At 48.9% G+C, this 18,930-nt stretch carries 19 protein-coding genes; 5 read left to right on the plus strand and 14 right to left on the minus strand.

The genetic code is table 11. The annotated features are described in order from the left end of the window. Positions 1-229: 229 nt before the first annotated feature. Both GGC63_RS30090 and GGC63_RS30095 read right to left on the minus strand, forming a co-directional pair. Positions 230-1,312, minus strand: a complete 1,083-nt coding sequence (locus GGC63_RS30090; protein WP_192705426.1) for an NAD(P)H-dependent flavin oxidoreductase — start codon at positions 1,310-1,312, stop codon at positions 230-232. Positions 1,313-1,364: 52 nt separating this feature from the next. Further along, positions 1,365-1,754 (minus strand): tautomerase family protein, encoded by a 390-nt coding sequence (locus GGC63_RS30095; RefSeq protein WP_192705427.1) that lies wholly within the window; start codon positions 1,752-1,754, stop codon positions 1,365-1,367. Positions 1,755-1,956: 202 nt separating this feature from the next. Here GGC63_RS30095 and GGC63_RS30100 point away from each other — a divergent pair, with 202 nt between their 5' ends. Continuing rightward, the gene (locus GGC63_RS30100) at positions 1,957-2,826 is read left to right on the plus strand and encodes a LysR family transcriptional regulator (RefSeq protein WP_192705428.1); all 870 of its coding nucleotides are present in this window, start codon (positions 1,957-1,959) and stop codon (positions 2,824-2,826) included. 61 nt (positions 2,827-2,887) lie between these two features. On the opposite strand, the gene GGC63_RS30105 is transcribed toward GGC63_RS30100, so the two are convergent. The 9 genes from GGC63_RS30105 to GGC63_RS30145 form a co-directional block, all read right to left on the minus strand. Then, entirely contained in the window at positions 2,888-3,673 is a 786-nt protein-coding gene (locus GGC63_RS30105; protein ID WP_192705429.1) for a CAP domain-containing protein, read from the minus strand. A gap of 193 nt (positions 3,674-3,866) precedes the next feature. Then, positions 3,867-4,595 carry a class I SAM-dependent methyltransferase gene (locus GGC63_RS30110; RefSeq protein WP_192705430.1) on the minus strand — a complete coding sequence of 243 codons (729 nt, stop codon included), beginning with the start codon at positions 4,593-4,595 and terminating at the stop codon, positions 3,867-3,869. 17 nt (positions 4,596-4,612) lie between these two features. Continuing rightward, positions 4,613-5,866 (minus strand): serine hydrolase domain-containing protein, encoded by a 1,254-nt coding sequence (locus tag GGC63_RS30115; protein WP_192705431.1) that lies wholly within the window; start codon positions 5,864-5,866, stop codon positions 4,613-4,615. Positions 5,867-6,193: 327 nt separating this feature from the next. Further along, positions 6,194-7,309, minus strand: coding sequence for a phytase (locus GGC63_RS30120; protein ID WP_192705432.1), 1,116 nt, complete (start codon positions 7,307-7,309; stop codon positions 6,194-6,196). Positions 7,310-8,037: 728 nt separating this feature from the next. Then, entirely contained in the window at positions 8,038-8,469 is a 432-nt protein-coding gene (locus GGC63_RS30125; RefSeq protein WP_192705433.1) for a hypothetical protein, read from the minus strand. 222 nt (positions 8,470-8,691) lie between these two features. Beyond that, the gene (locus GGC63_RS30130; protein WP_192705434.1) at positions 8,692-9,168 is read right to left on the minus strand and encodes a hypothetical protein; all 477 of its coding nucleotides are present in this window, start codon (positions 9,166-9,168) and stop codon (positions 8,692-8,694) included. 90 nt (positions 9,169-9,258) lie between these two features. Then, positions 9,259-10,392 carry an ABC transporter substrate-binding protein gene (locus GGC63_RS30135; protein WP_192705435.1) on the minus strand — a complete coding sequence of 378 codons (1,134 nt, stop codon included), beginning with the start codon at positions 10,390-10,392 and terminating at the stop codon, positions 9,259-9,261. Continuing rightward, positions 10,389-12,104, minus strand: a complete 1,716-nt coding sequence (locus GGC63_RS30140; RefSeq protein WP_192705436.1) for an RNA polymerase sigma factor — start codon at positions 12,102-12,104, stop codon at positions 10,389-10,391. The genes GGC63_RS30135 and GGC63_RS30140 overlap by 4 nt, the downstream gene beginning before the upstream one ends. Before the next feature lie 164 nt (positions 12,105-12,268). Next, complete coding sequence (locus GGC63_RS30145; RefSeq protein WP_192705437.1) at positions 12,269-12,745, minus strand: GNAT family N-acetyltransferase; 477 nt, start codon at positions 12,743-12,745, stop codon at positions 12,269-12,271. Between the two features lie 312 nt (positions 12,746-13,057). On the opposite strand from GGC63_RS30145, the gene GGC63_RS30150 reads away from it, so the two are divergent. Both GGC63_RS30150 and GGC63_RS30155 read left to right on the plus strand, forming a co-directional pair. Then, positions 13,058-13,525 carry a GyrI-like domain-containing protein gene (locus GGC63_RS30150; protein ID WP_192705438.1) on the plus strand — a complete coding sequence of 156 codons (468 nt, stop codon included), beginning with the start codon at positions 13,058-13,060 and terminating at the stop codon, positions 13,523-13,525. 22 nt (positions 13,526-13,547) lie between these two features. After that, positions 13,548-14,078, plus strand: coding sequence for a GNAT family N-acetyltransferase (locus tag GGC63_RS30155; protein ID WP_192705439.1), 531 nt, complete (start codon positions 13,548-13,550; stop codon positions 14,076-14,078). 44 nt (positions 14,079-14,122) lie between these two features. On the opposite strand, the gene GGC63_RS30160 is transcribed toward GGC63_RS30155, so the two are convergent. From GGC63_RS30160 to GGC63_RS30170, 3 genes are all read right to left on the minus strand, one after another. Then, positions 14,123-14,542: a DUF2809 domain-containing protein gene (locus tag GGC63_RS30160; protein ID WP_225948599.1), complete on the minus strand. Its 420-nt coding sequence runs from the start codon at positions 14,540-14,542 to the stop codon at positions 14,123-14,125. A 167-nt stretch (positions 14,543-14,709) separates the two neighbouring features. Continuing rightward, positions 14,710-14,979 carry a DUF1294 domain-containing protein gene (locus tag GGC63_RS30165; protein ID WP_192705440.1) on the minus strand — a complete coding sequence of 90 codons (270 nt, stop codon included), beginning with the start codon at positions 14,977-14,979 and terminating at the stop codon, positions 14,710-14,712. 76 nt (positions 14,980-15,055) lie between these two features. After that, positions 15,056-15,970 (minus strand): DUF4097 family beta strand repeat-containing protein, encoded by a 915-nt coding sequence (locus tag GGC63_RS30170; protein ID WP_192705441.1) that lies wholly within the window; start codon positions 15,968-15,970, stop codon positions 15,056-15,058. Positions 15,971-16,256: 286 nt separating this feature from the next. On the opposite strand from GGC63_RS30170, the gene GGC63_RS30175 reads away from it, so the two are divergent. Together GGC63_RS30175 and GGC63_RS30180 are read left to right on the plus strand one after the other, a co-directional pair. Further along, positions 16,257-17,021 (plus strand): ABC transporter ATP-binding protein, encoded by a 765-nt coding sequence (locus GGC63_RS30175; protein WP_192705442.1) that lies wholly within the window; start codon positions 16,257-16,259, stop codon positions 17,019-17,021. Further along, complete coding sequence (locus tag GGC63_RS30180; protein WP_192705443.1) at positions 16,996-18,882, plus strand: FtsX-like permease family protein; 1,887 nt, start codon at positions 16,996-16,998, stop codon at positions 18,880-18,882. The genes GGC63_RS30175 and GGC63_RS30180 overlap by 26 nt, the downstream gene beginning before the upstream one ends. Positions 18,883-18,930: the final 48 nt, after the last annotated feature.

An 18,930-nucleotide genomic window follows, 5' to 3' on the forward strand; every position in this document is an offset into this window, starting at 1 on the left:
ATCCACCATAGAAATTCAATATGCTTTTGTAGCAATCCATCGGGTCTCAAAGAATCATTCCGGTTGGGACCGCTTTCCGTCGATCGGCTTGCAATAGAAGAAGTTCATCCGCCGAATAAATCAAAATGGAGCACACGGTCGAAAACCTGGAGTGCTCCATTTGTTCATCTGACGATGTGAAACATCTTCTGACTCGGTGCTTCTGAACGTTCTCGATACCTGGCAACGACTAACGATTGGTGTTAAGAAGAATCGATTTGGCTTGATGAATGATTTCTTCCACGATACTCGCTGCGCTTTGACCGGATGTCAACATCCTTAACCCTTGCCCAGCCCATAATGACATAAAATCCGGGTTATTTTGCTTTGATGCCGCGTTTCGAATATCCCTTGTTGCCGTATTCTGCGTCGGAAACGGAAGCGGCTCAATGCCTCTCTTATCCCACATCTCGATAAAAGAGTTCTTCATCCCTCTGGCCGGACGACCCGAAAAAGCCTTCGTTATGACCGTACTTTCCTCATTGCCGGAAAGCAGCATCTTCTGATAGGCTTCATGAGCTCCGGACTCGAGTGAGGTCAAAAAACGAGTGCCCAATTGCACACCTTGGGCCCCCAGCGCGAGTGCTGCGACAAGCCCGCGTCCGTCCATGATCCCACCCGCTGCGATAACCGGGGCACGAACGTGGTCTGTCATTTGTGGTACTAAAGCCATCGTTCCGATATTAGCGCCCATGGGCCGACTTGAGATGTCGAAGGTTCCACGGTGCCCCCCGGCTTCGCTTCCTTGGGCCACAATCGCATCACAACCCGCTTGCTCGGCAAGAAGTGCTTCCTGCACCGTCGTCGCCATAGTAACGATTCGGATGCCTTGATCTTTCGCTTGCTTCATCATATGCGCGGGAAGAACGCCAAAAGCCGTACTAATCACCGGTACTTGCTCCTCTATCAAGACGGCGAATTGCTGCTCGAAATAATCGGGCGATTGCACGGCCTCTCCCGAAGCCGGTGAAATGCCCAGCTGCTTTCGCATCTCGTTTAGTTCCCGCTGTACTTCTTCGGTTCTCGAATTATCATCGGCAGCTTGGACCGAAAACAAATTCACCCCGAAAGGGGCGTCCGTCAGTTCACGAAGCTCACGTATTGCAGCACGGAGTTCTTCGGGCGCCATATAGGCACCTCCCAGTGTTCCAAGACCTCCCGCATTGGATACGGCAGCAGCCAGGCGGACCGTAACGGGTCCTCCAGCCATCCCGGCCAGAAAGATGGGGTAACGAATTTGAAACAGGCGACAAAGCGCAGTATCTAGCTTCATTCTTCTCATACTCCTCCATACTCAATTCCAGTTACATAGCAAGTCAGCAGCTTTATAACTTACCTATCAAAAATTGTGCCTCACCTAATCCAAAACTCCAATCTTCGTCATTATTTTCAACAATTGAAATCATTAAATCAGTAGGTGCAATACCGCATTCAGCTTCTAACCTTTCAGCCAGTAAGGAATAGAGTTTTTGTTTCTTCTCTTTTGACCGTGCCTTGCTTACGATGGAAAGAATAACCAGATTTTCGGTACGATTAAAGCCTAATCCAGTATCTTCAATAATCATATGATGGGCGGGATGTTCGTGAACGATTTGATAACGATCTCGCTCAGGAACATCGAAAGCTTCTACGACAACTTGATGAACAACATCTAAAAGTTTTTTTACTGCTTGTTTATCTCGCCCTTCGATAAGGTCAAAACGAAGTAATGGCATGTGTTAACCTTCCTCACTTTAGTAATGTTAATAGATCTTCCCGACTAGGTTTTATTCCAAAACAAATTCGATGAAGTTAGAGTTCCTCATTTCTATGCTTGTCACTTATGATGATACCTCGTTCTTAAAAACATGTATAATACAGAAATAAGATGTCAGGTATCACTATTTTATATATCAAAGTTAAAAGTCGGAGGTTTGTATGGATATTCAGTTACTCAAAGTATTTTACACCGCTGCACAGGAAGGCAATATCTCTAAAGCAGCCAATAAATTAAATTTTGCTCAATCTAATGTTACTCATAAAATTCAACAACTGGAATCGGATCTGCAAACACAGTTATTTTATCGCCATAATAGGGGAATTACGCTATCTCCCTCAGGTCAAATACTGCTTCCTTATGTAGAGAAAATACTTCACGTCATCCAGGAAGCAAGATCGGCAGTTGAAAGTTCCGCTGCTCCAACAGGAACACTTCATATAGGGGCTTTAGAAACAACTGCTGCTATTCGTTTGCCTGCTCTCCTAACCCAATATCATACTCATTATCCCGCCGTGGATTTATCTCTAATCACAGGCCCGAGTGAACAGCATCTCCATGCACTTCTTCATTATGAGTTAAATGGAGCGTTCGTTACAGGTCCGGTGGTGCACCCTGAATTGATCCAAGAAGATGTTGTTTCTGAGGAGCTGGTGCTTGTTACGCCTGTTTCGCATCCACCTATTCATTCCATTCATGATATTAAGCTGCTTACGTTTCTCGTTTTCCACAAGGGATGCTCCTATCGGGCAAAGCTGGAGCATTTGCTTCTGAATGAAGGTTTATCGCCGGTGAAGTTCATGGAGTTCGGATCATTCGAGGCCATCATTGGTTGTGTCGGCGCTGGACTGGGCATCGCTCTTTTGCCTCGTTCTATCATCAATGAAGTGGAGCAGCAAGGGCGGGTTCGTTGCCATGAGATCTCTAAAGAGCATGCCATGGTAAAAACGGTGTTTGTTAGACGAAAGGATGCATTAATTACTCCCGCCTTGTCAGCATTCTTATCGGAGATGAAAGAGCATTTTCATTAAAAAAGCAGCCTCCCGGAAATCCCGAAGAGGCTGAACGTGCTACATGCTGCGCAATCTTTGCTTATCCCGTAAACTCCTGCACCCATTCGTTATTGTAAAAAGCGACTCCGATATAGGTGAAGCTTTTATTCAGGATGTTGGCTTTATGTCCTGGGCTGTTCATCCAGTCCTGCATAACCTGCTGCGGGGTGGTCTGCCCGTTCGCGATATTCTCTCCAGCCGTGTTATACGTGATTCCGTATTCCTTCATCATGTCGAATGGGGATCCATGAATCGGGGAGTTATGGTCAAAATAGTTGTTGTCGTACATGTCTTTGGCTTTGGCCATCGCCATGTTGGACAGTTTGGAATCCATGCTGAGCGCCCCCATACCTGCTTTGGATCGTTCCTGATTCACCAGATCCAGCACCTGTTGAGCGTAAGCCGAAGCGTCCCCCTTCGCAGGGGCATGCCGGTTGTTTGTGCCCGAAGGAGTCTGGTTTGGCGGGGCTCCCACAGGGAACTGATTGTTCGGCATACCCACCGGTGTTCCTGTCGGTGTACCCGTTGGCGTTCCCGCCGGCTGCTGCGGCGAAGTACCAGGTGCCTCTCCTGGCTGCTGGATCAGATCAAGCAAATCTGAGGTCAGGTCGTTCGGCTTGACTTGTTTGATAGTCAAATGTGACTTGCCGCCTCTGTCCGTAGAAGTCGATGAAGCCGATGTGATAATTCGGGTTGGGGCCGCTTGATGGCTCTGTCCTGCACGGTCCGTCTGCTTGGTGGTCACCTGCTGGCGTTCAGTTGAACCGCCGTGATTCGTGCAGCCTGTAATCCATATCAAAACGGCGATCATAACGATTTTTTTCATATGACGAATGCTGCTTCCCCCTAATGTGGTTAAATGTAAGATACCAACTTAACATTTCCGCATCGAGGAGGATTTATACCGGGAAAACAATTATCTTCAACGTATAGGTATAGTGTCTAAAAATACTAAGCAATGCCACTGTGATAGATAATACCTTTTGCCGATATCATCCAATGATCGTCAGCAGAACCCATCATCGCCTGCGTGCTTTAACAATGAAAAAATGAGGATGCGTTGACAAATGTTCATCCCATTTCTCGTACCAAGACCCGGCTTCCGGCCGATCCCTGTAATCCTTATCAGGTCGTGGCTCCACGATTTGCTCAATGCTGAATTGCTCCGATGTTATATTAATCACTTCTTGCAAGGGTCTTCTATAAAACGTGACCTCTACCGGACCGATATCCTTTTTATTCCATATATCTGTCAATACCTCATGGGCGAAGTAATCCGGTCGATCAAAAAGATTAAAATCCATGAAAGGATGATGAACAGAATAAAGCAAGGTGCCCCCCGGTTTCAATACTCTATGAAATTCACGGAAGGTGGGCGTCCAGTCGTCAATGTAATGAAGAGTCAACGAACTGACGATAAGGTCAAACGCTGCCTCCTGAAACGGAAGTTCGCCCGCTAAATCGCAAGCCAGCACCGCTGCTTTATCGCCTACCCGCCTCTTGCAGGCTGCCACCATCTCCGGACTTAGGTCGATAGCCGTTACAGCGGCACCTCGATTCACCAGCTGCTCTGTGTACCAGCCTGCGGCACATCCGGCATCCAGAACGGTAAGCCGATTCAAATTCTCCGGCATCAGCTTCATCATGGCCGGCCGTTCGTAATAGGCGTTATGACCGCTTTGGGTATCGACATTCTTTTCATAATCTGCTGCCAGTCTGTTGTATGCCTCGAGGACCTTCTCCTTCATGCTCTCACCCTTATTCATTATTTTGTTTTTCTCATGCCCAGAAAGAAAATGCCTCCCATACCATCAACGGAAAATTCACAGTCCCATTCGTACCAGGTGTGATGAAATCTTGTTTCCGATATCGGGTAAAAGGGGATATATTGGTCATCATTAAAAACGAAGTACCATTGATGTGCATTCCGATCCACGACGGCTTTACAGTCAAACCCTTCCCCTTCATAAGTTCCCATGTACCGGACGTATACCTCATCTGCGAGAGGGTAACGCTCAGGCCTCACCGGAATGATCGGTTTTTGGCCAAAAACCAGTCCTGCAATCCTTTCCGTCAGCCTTAGAATCGGGACAAAATCATAGTTGGTCAGCATTATGATGGTTATTTGGTCATCCGGAAAACGCTGCATATCGCTTCGATGGCCCCGATAAGCGCCTGAATGATGGATTCTTCTGCGATGGAACCGCTCATCTATAAACCATCCGAAACCGTAGTTAAAGCTGGGCTCAAACGCGCGATCCAGCGTCGCCTTCGTTACAAGCTTTTCCGTATACAGCGCTTGGTCCCATTTCAACAGATCCTCCACAGTCGAATACATGGCCCCTGCCGTAAAGCTGCTGCTCATATTCAAATATTCACAGGGAATGAGATCGTCCCATGAGGAATGATAGCCGGAGGACATGCCCGGAATGACTTTGGTATGGTGGAACATCCCCGTGCTATTCATCCCCAGAGGCTGAAGGATGCTGCTGTGCAAAAATTGCTCAAAGGTCAAACCCGTTACCTTCTCTACAATCATGCCGAGTAAATAATATGATGAATTGGTATATTCAAACGAAGTACCCGGTTTGAACTGAAGCGGTTTACCCACAAGCAAATGGATGATATCTTCATGTGAAAGCCGTAATTTATTAAGCCGAAAATGATACCCAGGTAAGTTGGTATAATTCACGAGGCCGGAAGTATGGTGTAATAGATGAAGGATGAAGATCCCTTTATCCGCCAGCTCCGGTATGTACCTGCCGATATCGTCTTCAAGAGCAAGAAGGCCTTTCTCCTGCAGCATCATGACCGCCATAGCCGTGAAGCTTTTGGTCAGAGACCATATGCGGAACTTGGTATCTGTGGTATTAGGAACGCGATGCTCCAGATTGGCGTAGCCGTAAGCCTTGTTAAAAAGAACCTTCCCCTCCCTAGCAACAAGCACCGTTCCGCTTAGCGCCCACTGCTTCTCATACTCATCTAAATATTCCTCTATCTCATCAGCCAACGTATTCATCCCATCCAGAGACCTCCCCCGCTAGATTGCAGCCGTCCATACTGGGCAGCTTTAAACAACTATAAAGGAGTTTTCCAGAAAAATGTAGACTTATATTATTGTTCCATTTATAATAATATCATAAGGAGCAGGGAACTGCCCCCTTGCTTAAAATATGTCTAAAATCAATGCCGCCTTCCTCTAGGGCGGTTTTTTTGTCTCTTTTTCCGAGTAAAAAGAGAGTGCTGTTCGGACAAGCACCCACATTGTGTTGTCACCGGCCTGGCTTAATAACAAAAAGAGACAGCGTTATACACACCGTTTCCCTTTGTTCTGTGGAGGTTCTTCTTAGTCGCGGCTGCGCTTCTTGAGCTCGCGCGGATTAATATCGTCATCTATATCTAAATCGGCTTCATCGGCAATTTCTTCCCAATCGACAAATTTAAAGTTTTGGTTAATAATAGCGCCGTTTTGCAGGTTCTCATCGTCCTGCGCTACAAAAATACCGTGCGGGTATTTACTGCCAAGTCCGAAGCTCAGAACGTCGATGCCGTCGGTTCCGCTGACTCCGTCTACCCCGTTATGGTCGACAACCTTGAAGCTGGCAACATAATCGTTATCATCCTCGCGTTCGTACACCGCATATGTGCTGTTTCCTTGGCTGGAGGCAAGCAGGTATCCATCTCCGTCATCTCCATAATATATGGTGAGCCCTTCGATATCCGCCGTCAAATGGTTGCCGTCGGCAGAATCGACTTTACGCAGCGGTGTGCTGCCTCCATTTGGTTCGGCATCGTATTTCCATATAGCCACATCTTCCTCCGCAATGTACAAGTACCCGTATTCATCATCGGCGACCAATCCCTCGGACTGCGTTGCTGTGGTAAACGACCGCACCAGGGTGCCGTTAACCTTGCCTGCCCCATTATGACTCAGCTCGTATTGCTCAAATTCCCCGTCCTTACCCGTCAAGAGCGCATAGAACTTCCCGGACCGCAAGCTGTGATACAAAGCAAATCCATACACCTCCGCCACATTAGAAACAATCGGAGTACCCGATATATTCGTGAGAGCTCCCGTTGCTTTATCTATGGAGTAAATATCGACGGTGTTGGTCGTACGGTTCGTTGCGGCCGCAATATCCACCTTTTTCGAGCCTAAGGGGAAATTATAACGGACATCGATATTATTCATTTTGCCTGTCGTATAGGAATACAACTCGTTACCGTCCAGATCGTAGACAAGCAGTCCGCCGCCTTTGTTAGTCGCAATGATCCGGCTCTTCGACTTATCCGTAGGATGAACCCAGATCGCCGGATCGTCCGCGGCATCGTCACCAGCCGCTACCGCTGCGGTCTCGGCCTTTGGTTTCACACTGACTGCGGGCGCTGCAGCCCATGCTGCGGACTGAAATAACAAACCAACCAAGCCTGCCGTGATTACGGTAAATTTCCATTTGTTCATGTCTCATGTCTCCTTTGTTATTAGCGCTCTTTCAAGTTCATGACGGCGCATAGAATAAGTTAATTAGATACATATTTTCATAATAATGTAAGTCATGTATATGACTTATTAGCCTTTTGACCGATTTGTCAAATGGTTAAGAAAACCATCATTTATCCGCGTTCATCTAAATAGGGCCAGACTTTTCTCACTAATTCACCTCTGCTAGCTTGCTGTATACATAAACCAAATTGGAGTTTGCCTCGCTCCCTCCCTTCCTCCAGACTTTTTCTCTTTCCTTCATTGCGCTCCTTTTCCAACCACCCCCTTTCATACGTTGGACTAGCTAAGAAAAAAGAGCAGTCGACAATTGGTGATAGTGGGCTGCTCTCGATGAATTATTCAGTTGGTATAGGGTAATCGCTTAACCTATTTTTGCGAAAATATTCCCCAATATTTAGGTTGGGAGTTCATATGGATCTTATAAATAAATGACGCCCGCTTAAAAAAGCATATATGACAAGCATATTCAGAACCACGGTAACCATTACAACATTACAGTGAAGCCAGATATTTGACGAGACATTGGTTAAGCGCTTTCTTTTATCTTCAAATTCAGGATATCTTACTTTGGGATCGTTGTCAATCCTTTACAAAGAAAAAAAGAAAGCCTTTACAAAACTTATTCACCCATGCCAAAAAAGCCCGCTCTTTCCAAGAGCAGACCGGTTATGCAGCACAGACAATAACTAGATCATCTTTTCTTTTCCGAGTATATGTACCCCTATTTTTTTCGTGGAATGATACGGTAACAAAGCATAATGGTTATAAGCAGAACGGTACAGACCAACGCAATCGTTAAGATGACATATGCTTTGTGCTGCATATGATCCGGCAGGCATTACTCCAAAGACCGCTCCCGAATCATTGGGATTATCCATGTTCTTGGGTTCGGAGAAGGATGATATTTGCCCGGCAAGATAGGCGCTGTAAGCTTCCTCATATAACTCCGGGGTCCACTGCCCCATTGTCGTGCCCTGGTACAATTTCACTTTCTGATTATCTTCTACAATAGCAACCGAGTTGACTTCACCAGTAAGAACGAGCGAGCTGCTCTGCTGCATTAGCACCATGACCCTAGTACCGACGTCGGGAAAGTCGAAGCCAAGCCATCCATACATGGCGGGTTTATCACGTTGTAGAACAATTTCTTTGTCCTGAAGCTCTCCCTTCAGAAAGAATGCAGAACACCCATGCTAGCAATCCGAATCTTCTCATATGGATCCCTCCGCCTCCACGTATAGATAACTACAGATATAATAATAAAAAAAGGAAAAGACAGATCCCGCCGTCAGCGAAATCCTCTTCTCCCGCTCAGCTTTGATCGGACCGGTTCCAATAAGCTATTGTACTTCGACGGCAAAATAAAACTCGGCGTTCCCTTGGTCCCCAAACCACTCGCCATGAATGTGATAGAAGTAAATTCCTTTTTCCGCTGGGGTTTGGTATGGATCGCCATTGTCCTTAGCACCCTCCCGGGATAAGGTAAATTGCTTGATACCCGGAGGAGCCTTCGTTGTTATCATTGAGTTAGGAGGAACAACGACAGGCCGGATTCCGTTCTTCTCCATGATTTCGGCAGGCGAAATCATATCTACCGATCTGCAGGTGGCCTGCAGGAACGATCCGCTGCACCACGAGTAGCTGCCACGTACAACCGGTACCTGCTTCCCGTTGACCTGAATGGCAGGCATGGGAGGCTCTGCCTCCCTCACCCATGAATGCCCCGAACTCTGACCACTCGTTAATCCCCGAACATAATAGCCGCCTGCAAAGGCCAGAATGATAAGAACAGGCACCCCCCATTTCGCTGCTTTCATACCCGCCACCGTCCTTTCTGTAACGATAGACGGCTTACAATATCTTCTTGTTGCAGTGTAAGCTCTACTATTTCATCTTTGTCCCAAGTGTTACCTTAAAGCTTCCGCCCATTTGCGAAGCGAAGCACGGATCTCTGCGCCTTCTGTAATCCAGCTCATCAGATCCTGCTTCACGAGCTCCCGGTTGGCGTTCCATTTTTGACTTACATAGAAGGCGCTTCTTGATGCTTTATCCAGCTCGGCAAGAGCCACCTTCAAGAACGGGTGGTTCGCTGTACCGAGTCTCCCTGCAGTCGATTTGGCTGCAGGCAGCTGACTTAGCGGATAGCCCTCCTTCGGAACGGCTAGCTCCTTCAGAAGCTCCCATGCCATCTCCGGATGCTCGCATCGGGATGATATCCCGTAGCCGCCCATGTACATCATCGTCGTATCCTGCCCATCGGCCGATCGCGGCAAGCCCACCACACCGTACTCCTCCTTGCGCTGATGCGTTACGAAAGGAATCCACCAGGAAAAGTCGTACACCATGGCAAACCGCTCAGTAAAAGCTTGATCCCCTTCCCCGACGATACCCGGCATTGGTACGATACGCTGCACCCGGAACCAGTCGACAATCATCTGCAGCGCCGCAGCCGTCGCTTCGCCGTCTACATAGCCCTGCGCCGTGCTTCCGTCAGGCGAGAAGTAGGCTCCGCCGCTTCGCTTGACGAACGGCTCGAACCATTCGATGTCGACACCAAGCCTCAGTCCGTATTGCTCGTCCTTCGTCAGACGGCTTGCAATCTCCCTGAATTCCTCGAAGGTCCAGCCATCATGCGGCTCCTCAATCCCTGCTTCCGCGAATGCTTTCTTGCGGTAATAAATGAGAGGTACGGCAATATCGACAGGCAGCGCCGCCAGCTTGCCGTCATCGGTCGGCCCGGCAAGAGCGCCTCCATGGAAGTCCTCCGGGGAAATTTCAGCATCCTGCTGAAAATAGGGCATCAGGTCCAGGATGAGCCCTTGGCGCAAATACGGTCCGAACACACTCTCCGATAAATGGATAATATCCGCCGGTTCAGCGCTTTTAATTTTGTTCAACACATTGAAGTTGCCGTTCGCCTGTTCAATTTGCACCTCGATGCCGGCATGGCGCGCCATAAATTGATCCGTCTTTTGGTACAAGGCCTCCAAGCCTTTTCCGTTAGCCTGCGTAATGACAGTAAGAACTTTCGTTGCGCTCACCCTAATTCCCCCTGATTTTTATTTTTCATACTTAATACTTGCACATAGTCTTCCAACAGCCGGACCGCCTGCTCCTCCGCCTGTCTAGCTTGGTCGAGCCAGCCAGCCGCCTTCCTCAAGCTATGGGCAGTCCATTCATACTCGCCCAGCAGGGGGGCCGCTTCACTGACTTGCCTTAAGCACTCCGCCGACTCCTCATATAAAGCAGCTGCATCCCCGAGAACGCTTTCCTCATGCCGGTTCGTACCCAACGATCGTAAGAAACGGCCTGCGAACATTCTGGCACTGGAGCTGGTATAGGCCAAATAGCGATGTCCAAAAGCGTTAGCCAGCCTTGGACCGCTATGCAGATGGCGAATCCAATGCCCGTAGGCGTGAATGCCGAAGGCATGCTCTTCGTTTCCTTTTGCACGTGCTTGACCGATGATTTGTTGAAGGATTTGCCCGATATCGTGAACGTTCGTCTTCCGGCCCATTTTCTGCAGTCCGCATAAAAATCGCAGCGGAGATGCAGCGACCTCCTCATAACTCAACGTTTTCCGATAAGGGGGCGTCACGTCCGTCAGCTCCACGATCCGTTCCATATCGTTGTAGCTATAAATCAAATTCCACTCGTATACAAATGGACGCTGAACGTACGTGTCAAAAAACAGCACCGGACAGCCGCAATCGATGAATCGTCTTATGAATGACATGACGGCTTGTTCATCCGCCGGAACCACCTCGAACATCATAGCTACCTGACGGACCGGGACCGGCGTCCCTTCCAGCTGTCCCGTCAAAAAGACGGGCTCGTAGCCGTAGCCTCCGACCAGCTCCCGGATGTCCAGCTTCCAATCGAATACAAACAACCCGTCGGCGTATGTATTGAGCTTGGACACCGCCAGTCGAAACGCATGCCCGCTTCTCCCCATTACCTCCGCCGCCGTCACAGCCTCGCCCCTTGCCCGCAGCAGCTTGCCGATCCGGTCCGCATACGTATCCTTACTATCCGGAATGCCTGTCGGCATGGATAGGGCATTTTTCCGAACCACCTGTGACGGGGTCATCCAATCGCTTCGTTGTCCTTTTGCCAGCACTCTTTTTTGAATTTTGGCTTTGGAGCGGTACAAGTAGGTATGAACGCTGCCTGTAGTCGTTCCAAAGCGCTCCGCCACCTCATCCGCTGTCAGCTGCAGGAAGAAATACGCCTCAAACATGCCTCGCTCCCGCTCATTCAAGCACGGAAGCAGGCTTCGGAACAAGGACAGCCACTCCTTGCGCAGCAGCGCTTTCTGCGGTTCGGACTCCGCCTGCTGCTCCTCGCCCATACGGGTAAGCAGTCTTTCCAATGCATCCTCTTGATCAGCCGGCTTGCCTGGGTCCATGCCAGAGATGATGCTGGAGATCGGCAGTTCCTTGCCGTACGGACCTCCTCTACGAAGCTTCATGTACGCCTCATTCTTTACAATTTGCCTTAACCAGACGGCGAAGCGCTCCGGATTCACAAGCTTTCCGACATGCAGGAACGCCTTGATAAGCGCTTCCTGCGTGATATCCTCCGCCCATCCGTTGTCCTTGGCCATTTGGTTCGCCAATCCGAGCGCTTTGCTCCTGTGCCGCCCTATCAGCTCACCGAACGCTTCCATGTCGCCCATTCGGGCACGCTCCGCCATTTCCCCATCGTCCGGGCTAGGAACGTCATGCTCCGCTGCATCGCCACAGGGCTTCATCCGAAATTCACCTCCCCTTACTCTATAGATGCCAATTAGGACTGTGCACACAACAAAAACGCCGAAAACTTTTTTCAAAGCTTTCGACGTCCCGCTTGGATATCCTTCCAGATATGATTCTCAATTAGTCATTTCATCCAGCAGTTCCCGTAACCGTATGATTATTAATGCAGCGAATAATGAAGGACAAGCTCCTTTCCACTCCGGCCTGCTCTGGTCATTCCTTTATATTGAAAGCCCGCCTTCTCATACAATCGCTTCGCAATCGTGTTGCTCTCGTTAACGGCAAGCACGATTTCATTCGCCTCGGGAAAATGCCGGATCACAAATTCAGGCAGCTGATTCATCACGATTCCTGCCAGCCCTTTCCCTTGATGGTTCCTGTCGATGGAAAAAGCACGCAGCAGCAGAGCATTCTCATTGCCTGCCAAGGCTTGAAACTCCTCACTATGATGCAGCACAAAAAATCCTGCGGGCTCTTCATCCATGAGAATCACAACCGGATGCCGGGCAGCGTCCTCCAGGGACAAATCGATAACGGCGCTTGGCAGCGCAACAAACTTCTTTTGCTCCTCTTCCAGCTCCAGACCGCGAACGGCGGCGTCCCATTCCGTACGATATAGGGCAAGATGACAATTCAATGTAAGCCCTCCTTTATCTATTTCAGCTGAGCGACCGATCCATGCTTGGTTTTATCGCCATTGTGGTAAGAATAACCTCTTTGATGGGCATTAAGCAAGGGGTTCTTCTTAACAACAGCATCTTAGAGGAGCAACGACAGCCGCTTGAAGAATCCAAAAAAAAGATGTTCTGTCCACCGTCAAGACGCTATAATAAAATACAGGATCTGGTAATTGGCGCAATGATTTGAAGGACTGCTGATTTTCCGTTTTTGCTTGCTAAAACTGCTCACCCCGATTTTCACATAAAAAAATAAAAGAAAGGTGATGCCAATGTCCGAACAAAAGACGGTAGACATGGAATCGCTCTGGAGTACACGAACGGAACGTTTCCAAGAAAGATGGTTTGTTGGAGTACAAAATCCATTGCCCCAATCTTATGAAGACGAGAAGCAGCTATTCGCTAGACTGGATGCAAGAAAACATGAAATTAGAGGACCCTTGGATGAGAACACGTATATGCTGATTCATGAGAATGGATCCAGGATGACAGTAGGATTGAATATGGACCAGCCGGAAGAAATTCCTGAGGGAATGGTATCTTTGCATCTACCTGATGAAGAATATGTCGTATTTCGATTCGAGGAAAAATACATTTGTTCCTTTTGGCAATTTTTCTGCACCCCGGCTCATCAAAAGAAATACGGACTGGATATCGCGAAAGCCCGATTTGAAACCTTTAACGAAACCTTGCAGCCCCATGGAATCACGGAAATTTATTTTCCCAAAGTAACGGAGTAAGATCCTTGTTCGGAGGTATATCATGATCTACATAGAAACATCGAGACTGCTGCTGCGTGACTGGGAGGAAACCGATCTGGAGCCTTTTCGCCAACTCAACGCAGATGAACGGGTCATGAGGTATTTTCCCAAAACCATGTCCGCCGATGAAACCGATGCTTTCTATACATCGATCCTATCTGAATTCGAGGAATGTGGGTTTGGGTTGTACGCTGTGGAATTGAAGGAAACCAAAGCATTTGTAGGGTTTATAGGCTTTCGGCGGGCAGCCTTTGCGGCCGATTTTACGCCTTGCATCGAAATCGGATGGCGTTTGAAGCAAGAGGCATGGGGCAAGGGGTATGCCACCGAGGGGGCGAAGGCTTGTTTACAATACGGATTTCAAGAGCTGGGGTTCGATGAAGTGTACAGCTTTACAGCCGAGGTGAATACTCCTTCCAAAAACGTAATGACCAAAATCGGAATGAACTTTATAAAATTCTTCGATCATCCCAGAGTTGCAAAAGATCATCCATTGGAGAAGCACGTGCTATATCATGCGAAACGGCCTTAAGGCCGATGATACAAATCATCCGCCCTGTGTGGGCGGTTTTTCTTTTACTTCCGAGAATCATCCGTCTCTCGTTCGGCCCCTCTTTTTTTACGATACAGCACGCAATAATCCAGGCAGTACGCGATCGCAATGCCGAAGATATACCGGACCAGGTCCACCGCCAGAAATCCTTTTCCCAGCACCAGCGCACCTAGTACCGTATTCCTTAGATTAACGATCCATTCCGCCTGATAGAGCTGGCTGAATTCGATGGCGAAGCTGAACAAGATACTGCTTCCAACTGCCCATAATAATCCCCTCTTGATGAAGCAAAGCCGGAAGCCAAAATAAACCATACCGGCCCACAGCATATCCCCGGCATTCTCGGCGATCCATTCGGGCAGCAGAGCGGAAAATTTCCTCGAGCTTAAACCTAAAATTATGGTTACTATCATAGCAAGCAAATAGTTGATGCGTGTACGCAACGGCAATCATCCCAGTTCCTATTTTGTATACAATAGCTCTTGCCATCCATTGTCCCAAAATGCTTCGCTCCAAACAATAACGAGCTGGTGATAAATGACTAACGATGATCGCCTCTCGAGCTATGTATTTTATAGCCTGCGTTCCGATTGGTGCCAAAGCCCGTCACCTATGAAATCAACTTATATACGTAATAGATGCATACAACATTCAATAGAAATAGCAGCGGAACTCCCGCCACGAATTTCATATGCTTGGTCTTGTGTCTATGCAGCCTCATCGCAGCCCAAGTCCCGAGAGCGCCCCCCGCTGCAGCAAGGGTCATCAAACGCTTCTCGGGAATGCGCCGGCCTCCTCTTCGGGATTGAACCTTATCATACCCCATCATGAAAAAACCAGCGGCATTTAGGATAATCAGGTAAATCAATATGATATACATTTCACTAACAGCCTTTCCTAATAAATTGTATGCCCAGCTTCGTTTTGTAGAGCAGATGCTTGTCGCGTCGAAGTGACTACTGCTGCCCCAGCCAGAACTCCCCCGATCCCGTACGAACCTTCAGATGAGTCTCCCCGGCTCCGAAAACCCCTTTCAGCCTGTGGTCGTCCTCCCCCCGTTCCACATAAGTTACTCCATCCCAGCCGATTTGTCCGCTGCCTGAACCCCCATTATACTGAACCGTTAACGACTTAGGCTCCTTCTCCAGATAAACCTTCACATCGCCGCTCTCAGCTTTAAGATTCACGTCCTTGTCCAAATCGTTTACTTTCACAACAATATCGCCCGATTGGGTCTCTCCCTGGATAGAGGACTGCCCGTTAACTAGCCTCACATCCCCGCTTCCCGTTTGAAAAATCAAAGCATCAGCCGTATAATCCTGCGTTACAATATCTCCTGATTTCGCTTCCAACGTCAATTGTCCGGATTCAACGTCCTTCACCGTAATATCTCCGCTGCTTGCCGAAATATTAACAGTCTTTCCCTTCATCTCTTCCAGGCTGATATCTCCGCTTTCCGTATGTACCTTCACGGTCTGCCAATCCAGCTCCGGCAATTCTACGGTCAGCTTCAAACCCGAGAAGTTCAATCCCAGCTGGAAGCCATCCGGGTTCTCCACCTTCAACTTCAAGGTATCCCCTTGAGGCTCTACCTTCAGCTGAACGCGATCCACAGCTTCCTGCTTTACATTTCCGTCCAATCGGACTTCTATATCCCCGGAATATCCATTAATGATATTGACATCTGCGCTATCCGTATCCACTAGCAAATGGCGAAGCTCCGCTGCTTGGACCGATTTCTCTATATGGACAGGCTTGGTGCTCCAAGAGAACAGATTTTTGGCGAAGCCATACTCGTTAACACAGAAAGCTGCAAGGATGACAACCCCTGCCACGATAAGCAGCTTCCCTTTGATAGTCTCATTCTTCATTGTTAATCCCCCGATCGATCCATCATATCTCGTTTGCCCGTTGTAGGAGCATACTTAATTTACCATGAACGAGCGTTACGCCGCACTGGACCCGCGGATTGAATCATTCCCCGACTTAGGTCCAGGTGATTGCAGGCCATTTCTATCAGCAAATCCATAGACAATCACCGATCCCCAACATGACAAAATTGAAAGGTTGTGTAAGGTAAATCAATGGCTGCTTGGCTTCGAAACGGGTACTGTGTGAATATAGAATCCATTTCAAAAAGGAGCGTGTTGATTTACCATGCTGGAAGTTCGCAATGTATCCAAAGTCTACGAAGGCCAAGTCACGTATCAAGCGCTGTCGAACCTGAACTTGACGGTGCGCAAGGGAGAATTTGTCGGCGTCATGGGGCCGTCCGGCAGCGGCAAAACCACCCTGCTCAATGTCATCTCTACGATCGACAAGCCTTCCTCCGGGGAAGTGCACATTGATGGGAAGAACGCGTTCTCGCTGAATAAGCATCAGCTGGCTTTATTCCGCCGACGCGAGCTCGGCTTTGTCTTTCAGGATTTCAACCTGCTAAACACATTGACGGTGAAGGAAAATATTATTTTCCCTCTCACGCTGGAAAATGTCAGTATCCGGGAGCAGGACGAGCGGGTGAACCGGATCGCGGACAAGCTTGGCATCTCCCATATTTTGAACAAGCGTACGTATGAAATCTCCGGCGGTCAATCCCAGCGGACGGCCATTGCCCGGGCGATTATCCACGACCCGAAGCTGATTCTGGCCGACGAGCCGACGGGGAATCTCGATTCCAAGGCGGCCAAGGATGTGTTGGAGACACTGCAGAAGCTGAATAAGGAAGACGGCGCGACGATGATGATGGTGACGCATGACGCTCAGGCGGCCAGCTACTGTGACCGGATTATTTTTATCAAGGACGGTACGTTGTACAGGGAGCTGCAGCGTATGGACGGTCGGCAGGAATTTTTCGAGGATATTATGAACGTATTAACGTCTTTAGGGGGGACGCCCGATGAACTTTCGTCAGTTCGCCTTTAAGAACGTCGTCCGTAATAAACGGCTGTATGCCGGTTACTTTTTCAGCAGCGCGTTTTCTGTGATGATCTTCTTCGTCTACTCGATGCTGGCATTCCATCCGGAGCTGGATTTCTCCGATAAAGGCTCGTACGGCCAGGGCGCTCAAACAAGCATGGATGTATCACAATATATCATTTATGTATTCACATTTTTCTTTATCTTGTATTCAATGAGTGCGTTTCTGAAGTCGCGTAAGAAAGAATTCGGCATTTGCCTCATGCACGGGATGTCGGATCTGCAGCTGCGGCGGCTGGTCTTCTTGGAAAATGTCATCATCGGCTTGGCTTCGACCGTATCGGGCATTATCGTCGGGCTGCTGCTCTCCAAAGGCATCTTGATGCTGGGGACGTCGCTCCTGACGCTGGAGCGTCCGCTTACGTTCTATTGGCCGGTCAGGGCGGCCTTGTTTACGTTCGTGGCGTTCACGCTGCTGTTTGTATTCATCTCGCTGTTCACCGCCGTTATTCTGCGCAGCAGCTCGCTCATAGACCTGCTGAAGGGAACGGCCAAGCCGAAGCCCGAGCCCAAAGCCTCCATGCTGCTGGCTATTCTGGCGGCCGCGCTGATCGCCCTCGGCTACGCCGTCGCGTTCATTGTCAAGGGAGCGCTCGTATTGTTGGCTCTGCTCCCGGTTGTGGTTATAGTCAGCATTGGTACCTATTTCTTATTCACGCAACTGAGCGTCTATGTTATCAACAAGCTGAAAACCAAGCAAAGCCTGTACCGCAGCCAGACGAATATGATCACGCTGTCGGACTTGGCTTACCGCATGAAAGATAATGCGCGGATGTTTTTCCTGGTGGCGATGATTTCGACCGTAGCCTTCTGCGCCATCGGCACGCTGGTGGGGATGAAATCGATGTTTACGGGACAGCTGTCCGAAGCACTTCCGACCTTCAAATACGAATCCTATGCCGGCAACAGCAAGCAGAACGAGCATACGGCGCTAATCGAGCAAGCGTTAAAAAATGAAGGCATCGATTATCAACCGTTCATTATCCACAAAAAGGCGATTACTGACGCGCAGACGAAAAAGAAGTACAAATTCATTTCTGCGGCCGATTACAATGCTTTATTGAATACCCATGTCGCCGTGGCCGACAAAGAAGCCCTGCTGTTTTATCCCGATGATATGGGCTTCGGCGGGCAGACTCGCGGCCTAACGAAGCAGATCGATGTGCCGGGAGTCGGCGGATTCGCCGTGACCGGGGAGAATGTCATGCCGGTTCAACTGCGGCAGCTGGAGTTTTACGATTTCGCCGTTGTCTCCGATGCCGCTTTCCAGGCGCTGCCGGAGTCGAAGGATGATTCCATCTCCTTTGTGTATGACGTGAAGGATTGGCAGCGAACCTTGGCCGTATCCAAACAGCTGGTCACGCAGCTATCTGAAGGCGGCAAAGAGTTCGACTTTATGTCGCGCTCCTACGCAGTGAACGAAAACAACCAATCGTTCGGTCAAATCTTGTTAACCGGATTGTTCATCGGAGCGGTGTTTTACGTCGCCGCGGGCAGCTTCCTGTACTTCCGGCTGTATGCCGACCTGCCCCATGATCGTGTGCAGTACCGCGCCATTACGAAGCTGGGGCTGACGGAAGCCGAGCTGTCGAAGATTGTGTCGACGCAGATCGGTCTGCTATTCTTCGTGCCGATCGTCGTGGCCGTCGTGCACGGAGCGGTGGCGCTGAATACGCTGCAAAATACGTTCGGCGTCAATTTGTTCAAGGAATCCGCGCTTGTGCTTGGCACATTCGCGGTCATTCAGATCATGTACTTCCTGTTCATTCGCGCCAATTATGTGAAGAAATTGAAGGAAGTATTCTAACGTGAGCAGGCTTGGGATTGACCCCATGGAGTGAAACAAATGAAAACA

Origin of the sequence: Paenibacillus sp. OAS669 (genome assembly GCF_014873645.1) — a bacterium.
Taxonomy (GTDB): domain Bacteria; phylum Bacillota; class Bacilli; order Paenibacillales; family NBRC-103111; genus Paenibacillus_S; species Paenibacillus_S vulneris.

What these genes read in the sequence shown, in the direction of transcription:
- GGC63_RS30090 (WP_192705426.1), bottom strand. Translation starts at nt 1,312, where the DNA reads ATGAAGCTAGATACTGCGCTTTGTCGCCTGTTTCAAATTCGTTACCCC.
- GGC63_RS30095 (WP_192705427.1), bottom strand. Translation starts at nt 1,754, where the DNA reads ATGCCATTACTTCGTTTTGACCTTATCGAAGGGCGAGATAAACAAGCA.
- GGC63_RS30100 (WP_192705428.1), top strand. Translation starts at nt 1,957, where the DNA reads ATGGATATTCAGTTACTCAAAGTATTTTACACCGCTGCACAGGAAGGC.
- GGC63_RS30105 (WP_192705429.1), bottom strand. Translation starts at nt 3,673, where the DNA reads ATGAAAAAAATCGTTATGATCGCCGTTTTGATATGGATTACAGGCTGC.
- GGC63_RS30110 (WP_192705430.1), bottom strand. Translation starts at nt 4,595, where the DNA reads ATGAAGGAGAAGGTCCTCGAGGCATACAACAGACTGGCAGCAGATTAT.
- GGC63_RS30115 (WP_192705431.1), bottom strand. Translation starts at nt 5,866, where the DNA reads ATGAATACGTTGGCTGATGAGATAGAGGAATATTTAGATGAGTATGAG.
- GGC63_RS30120 (WP_192705432.1), bottom strand. Translation starts at nt 7,309, where the DNA reads ATGAACAAATGGAAATTTACCGTAATCACGGCAGGCTTGGTTGGTTTG.
- GGC63_RS30125 (WP_192705433.1), bottom strand. Translation starts at nt 8,469, where the DNA reads ATGTATGGATGGCTTGGCTTCGACTTTCCCGACGTCGGTACTAGGGTC.
- GGC63_RS30130 (WP_192705434.1), bottom strand. Translation starts at nt 9,168, where the DNA reads ATGAAAGCAGCGAAATGGGGGGTGCCTGTTCTTATCATTCTGGCCTTT.
- GGC63_RS30140 (WP_192705436.1), bottom strand. Translation starts at nt 12,104, where the DNA reads ATGAAGCCCTGTGGCGATGCAGCGGAGCATGACGTTCCTAGCCCGGAC.
- GGC63_RS30150 (WP_192705438.1), top strand. Translation starts at nt 13,058, where the DNA reads ATGTCCGAACAAAAGACGGTAGACATGGAATCGCTCTGGAGTACACGA.
- GGC63_RS30155 (WP_192705439.1), top strand. Translation starts at nt 13,548, where the DNA reads ATGATCTACATAGAAACATCGAGACTGCTGCTGCGTGACTGGGAGGAA.
- GGC63_RS30165 (WP_192705440.1), bottom strand. Translation starts at nt 14,979, where the DNA reads ATGTATATCATATTGATTTACCTGATTATCCTAAATGCCGCTGGTTTT.
- GGC63_RS30170 (WP_192705441.1), bottom strand. Translation starts at nt 15,970, where the DNA reads ATGAAGAATGAGACTATCAAAGGGAAGCTGCTTATCGTGGCAGGGGTT.
- GGC63_RS30175 (WP_192705442.1), top strand. Translation starts at nt 16,257, where the DNA reads ATGCTGGAAGTTCGCAATGTATCCAAAGTCTACGAAGGCCAAGTCACG.
- GGC63_RS30180 (WP_192705443.1), top strand. Translation starts at nt 16,996, where the DNA reads ATGAACTTTCGTCAGTTCGCCTTTAAGAACGTCGTCCGTAATAAACGG.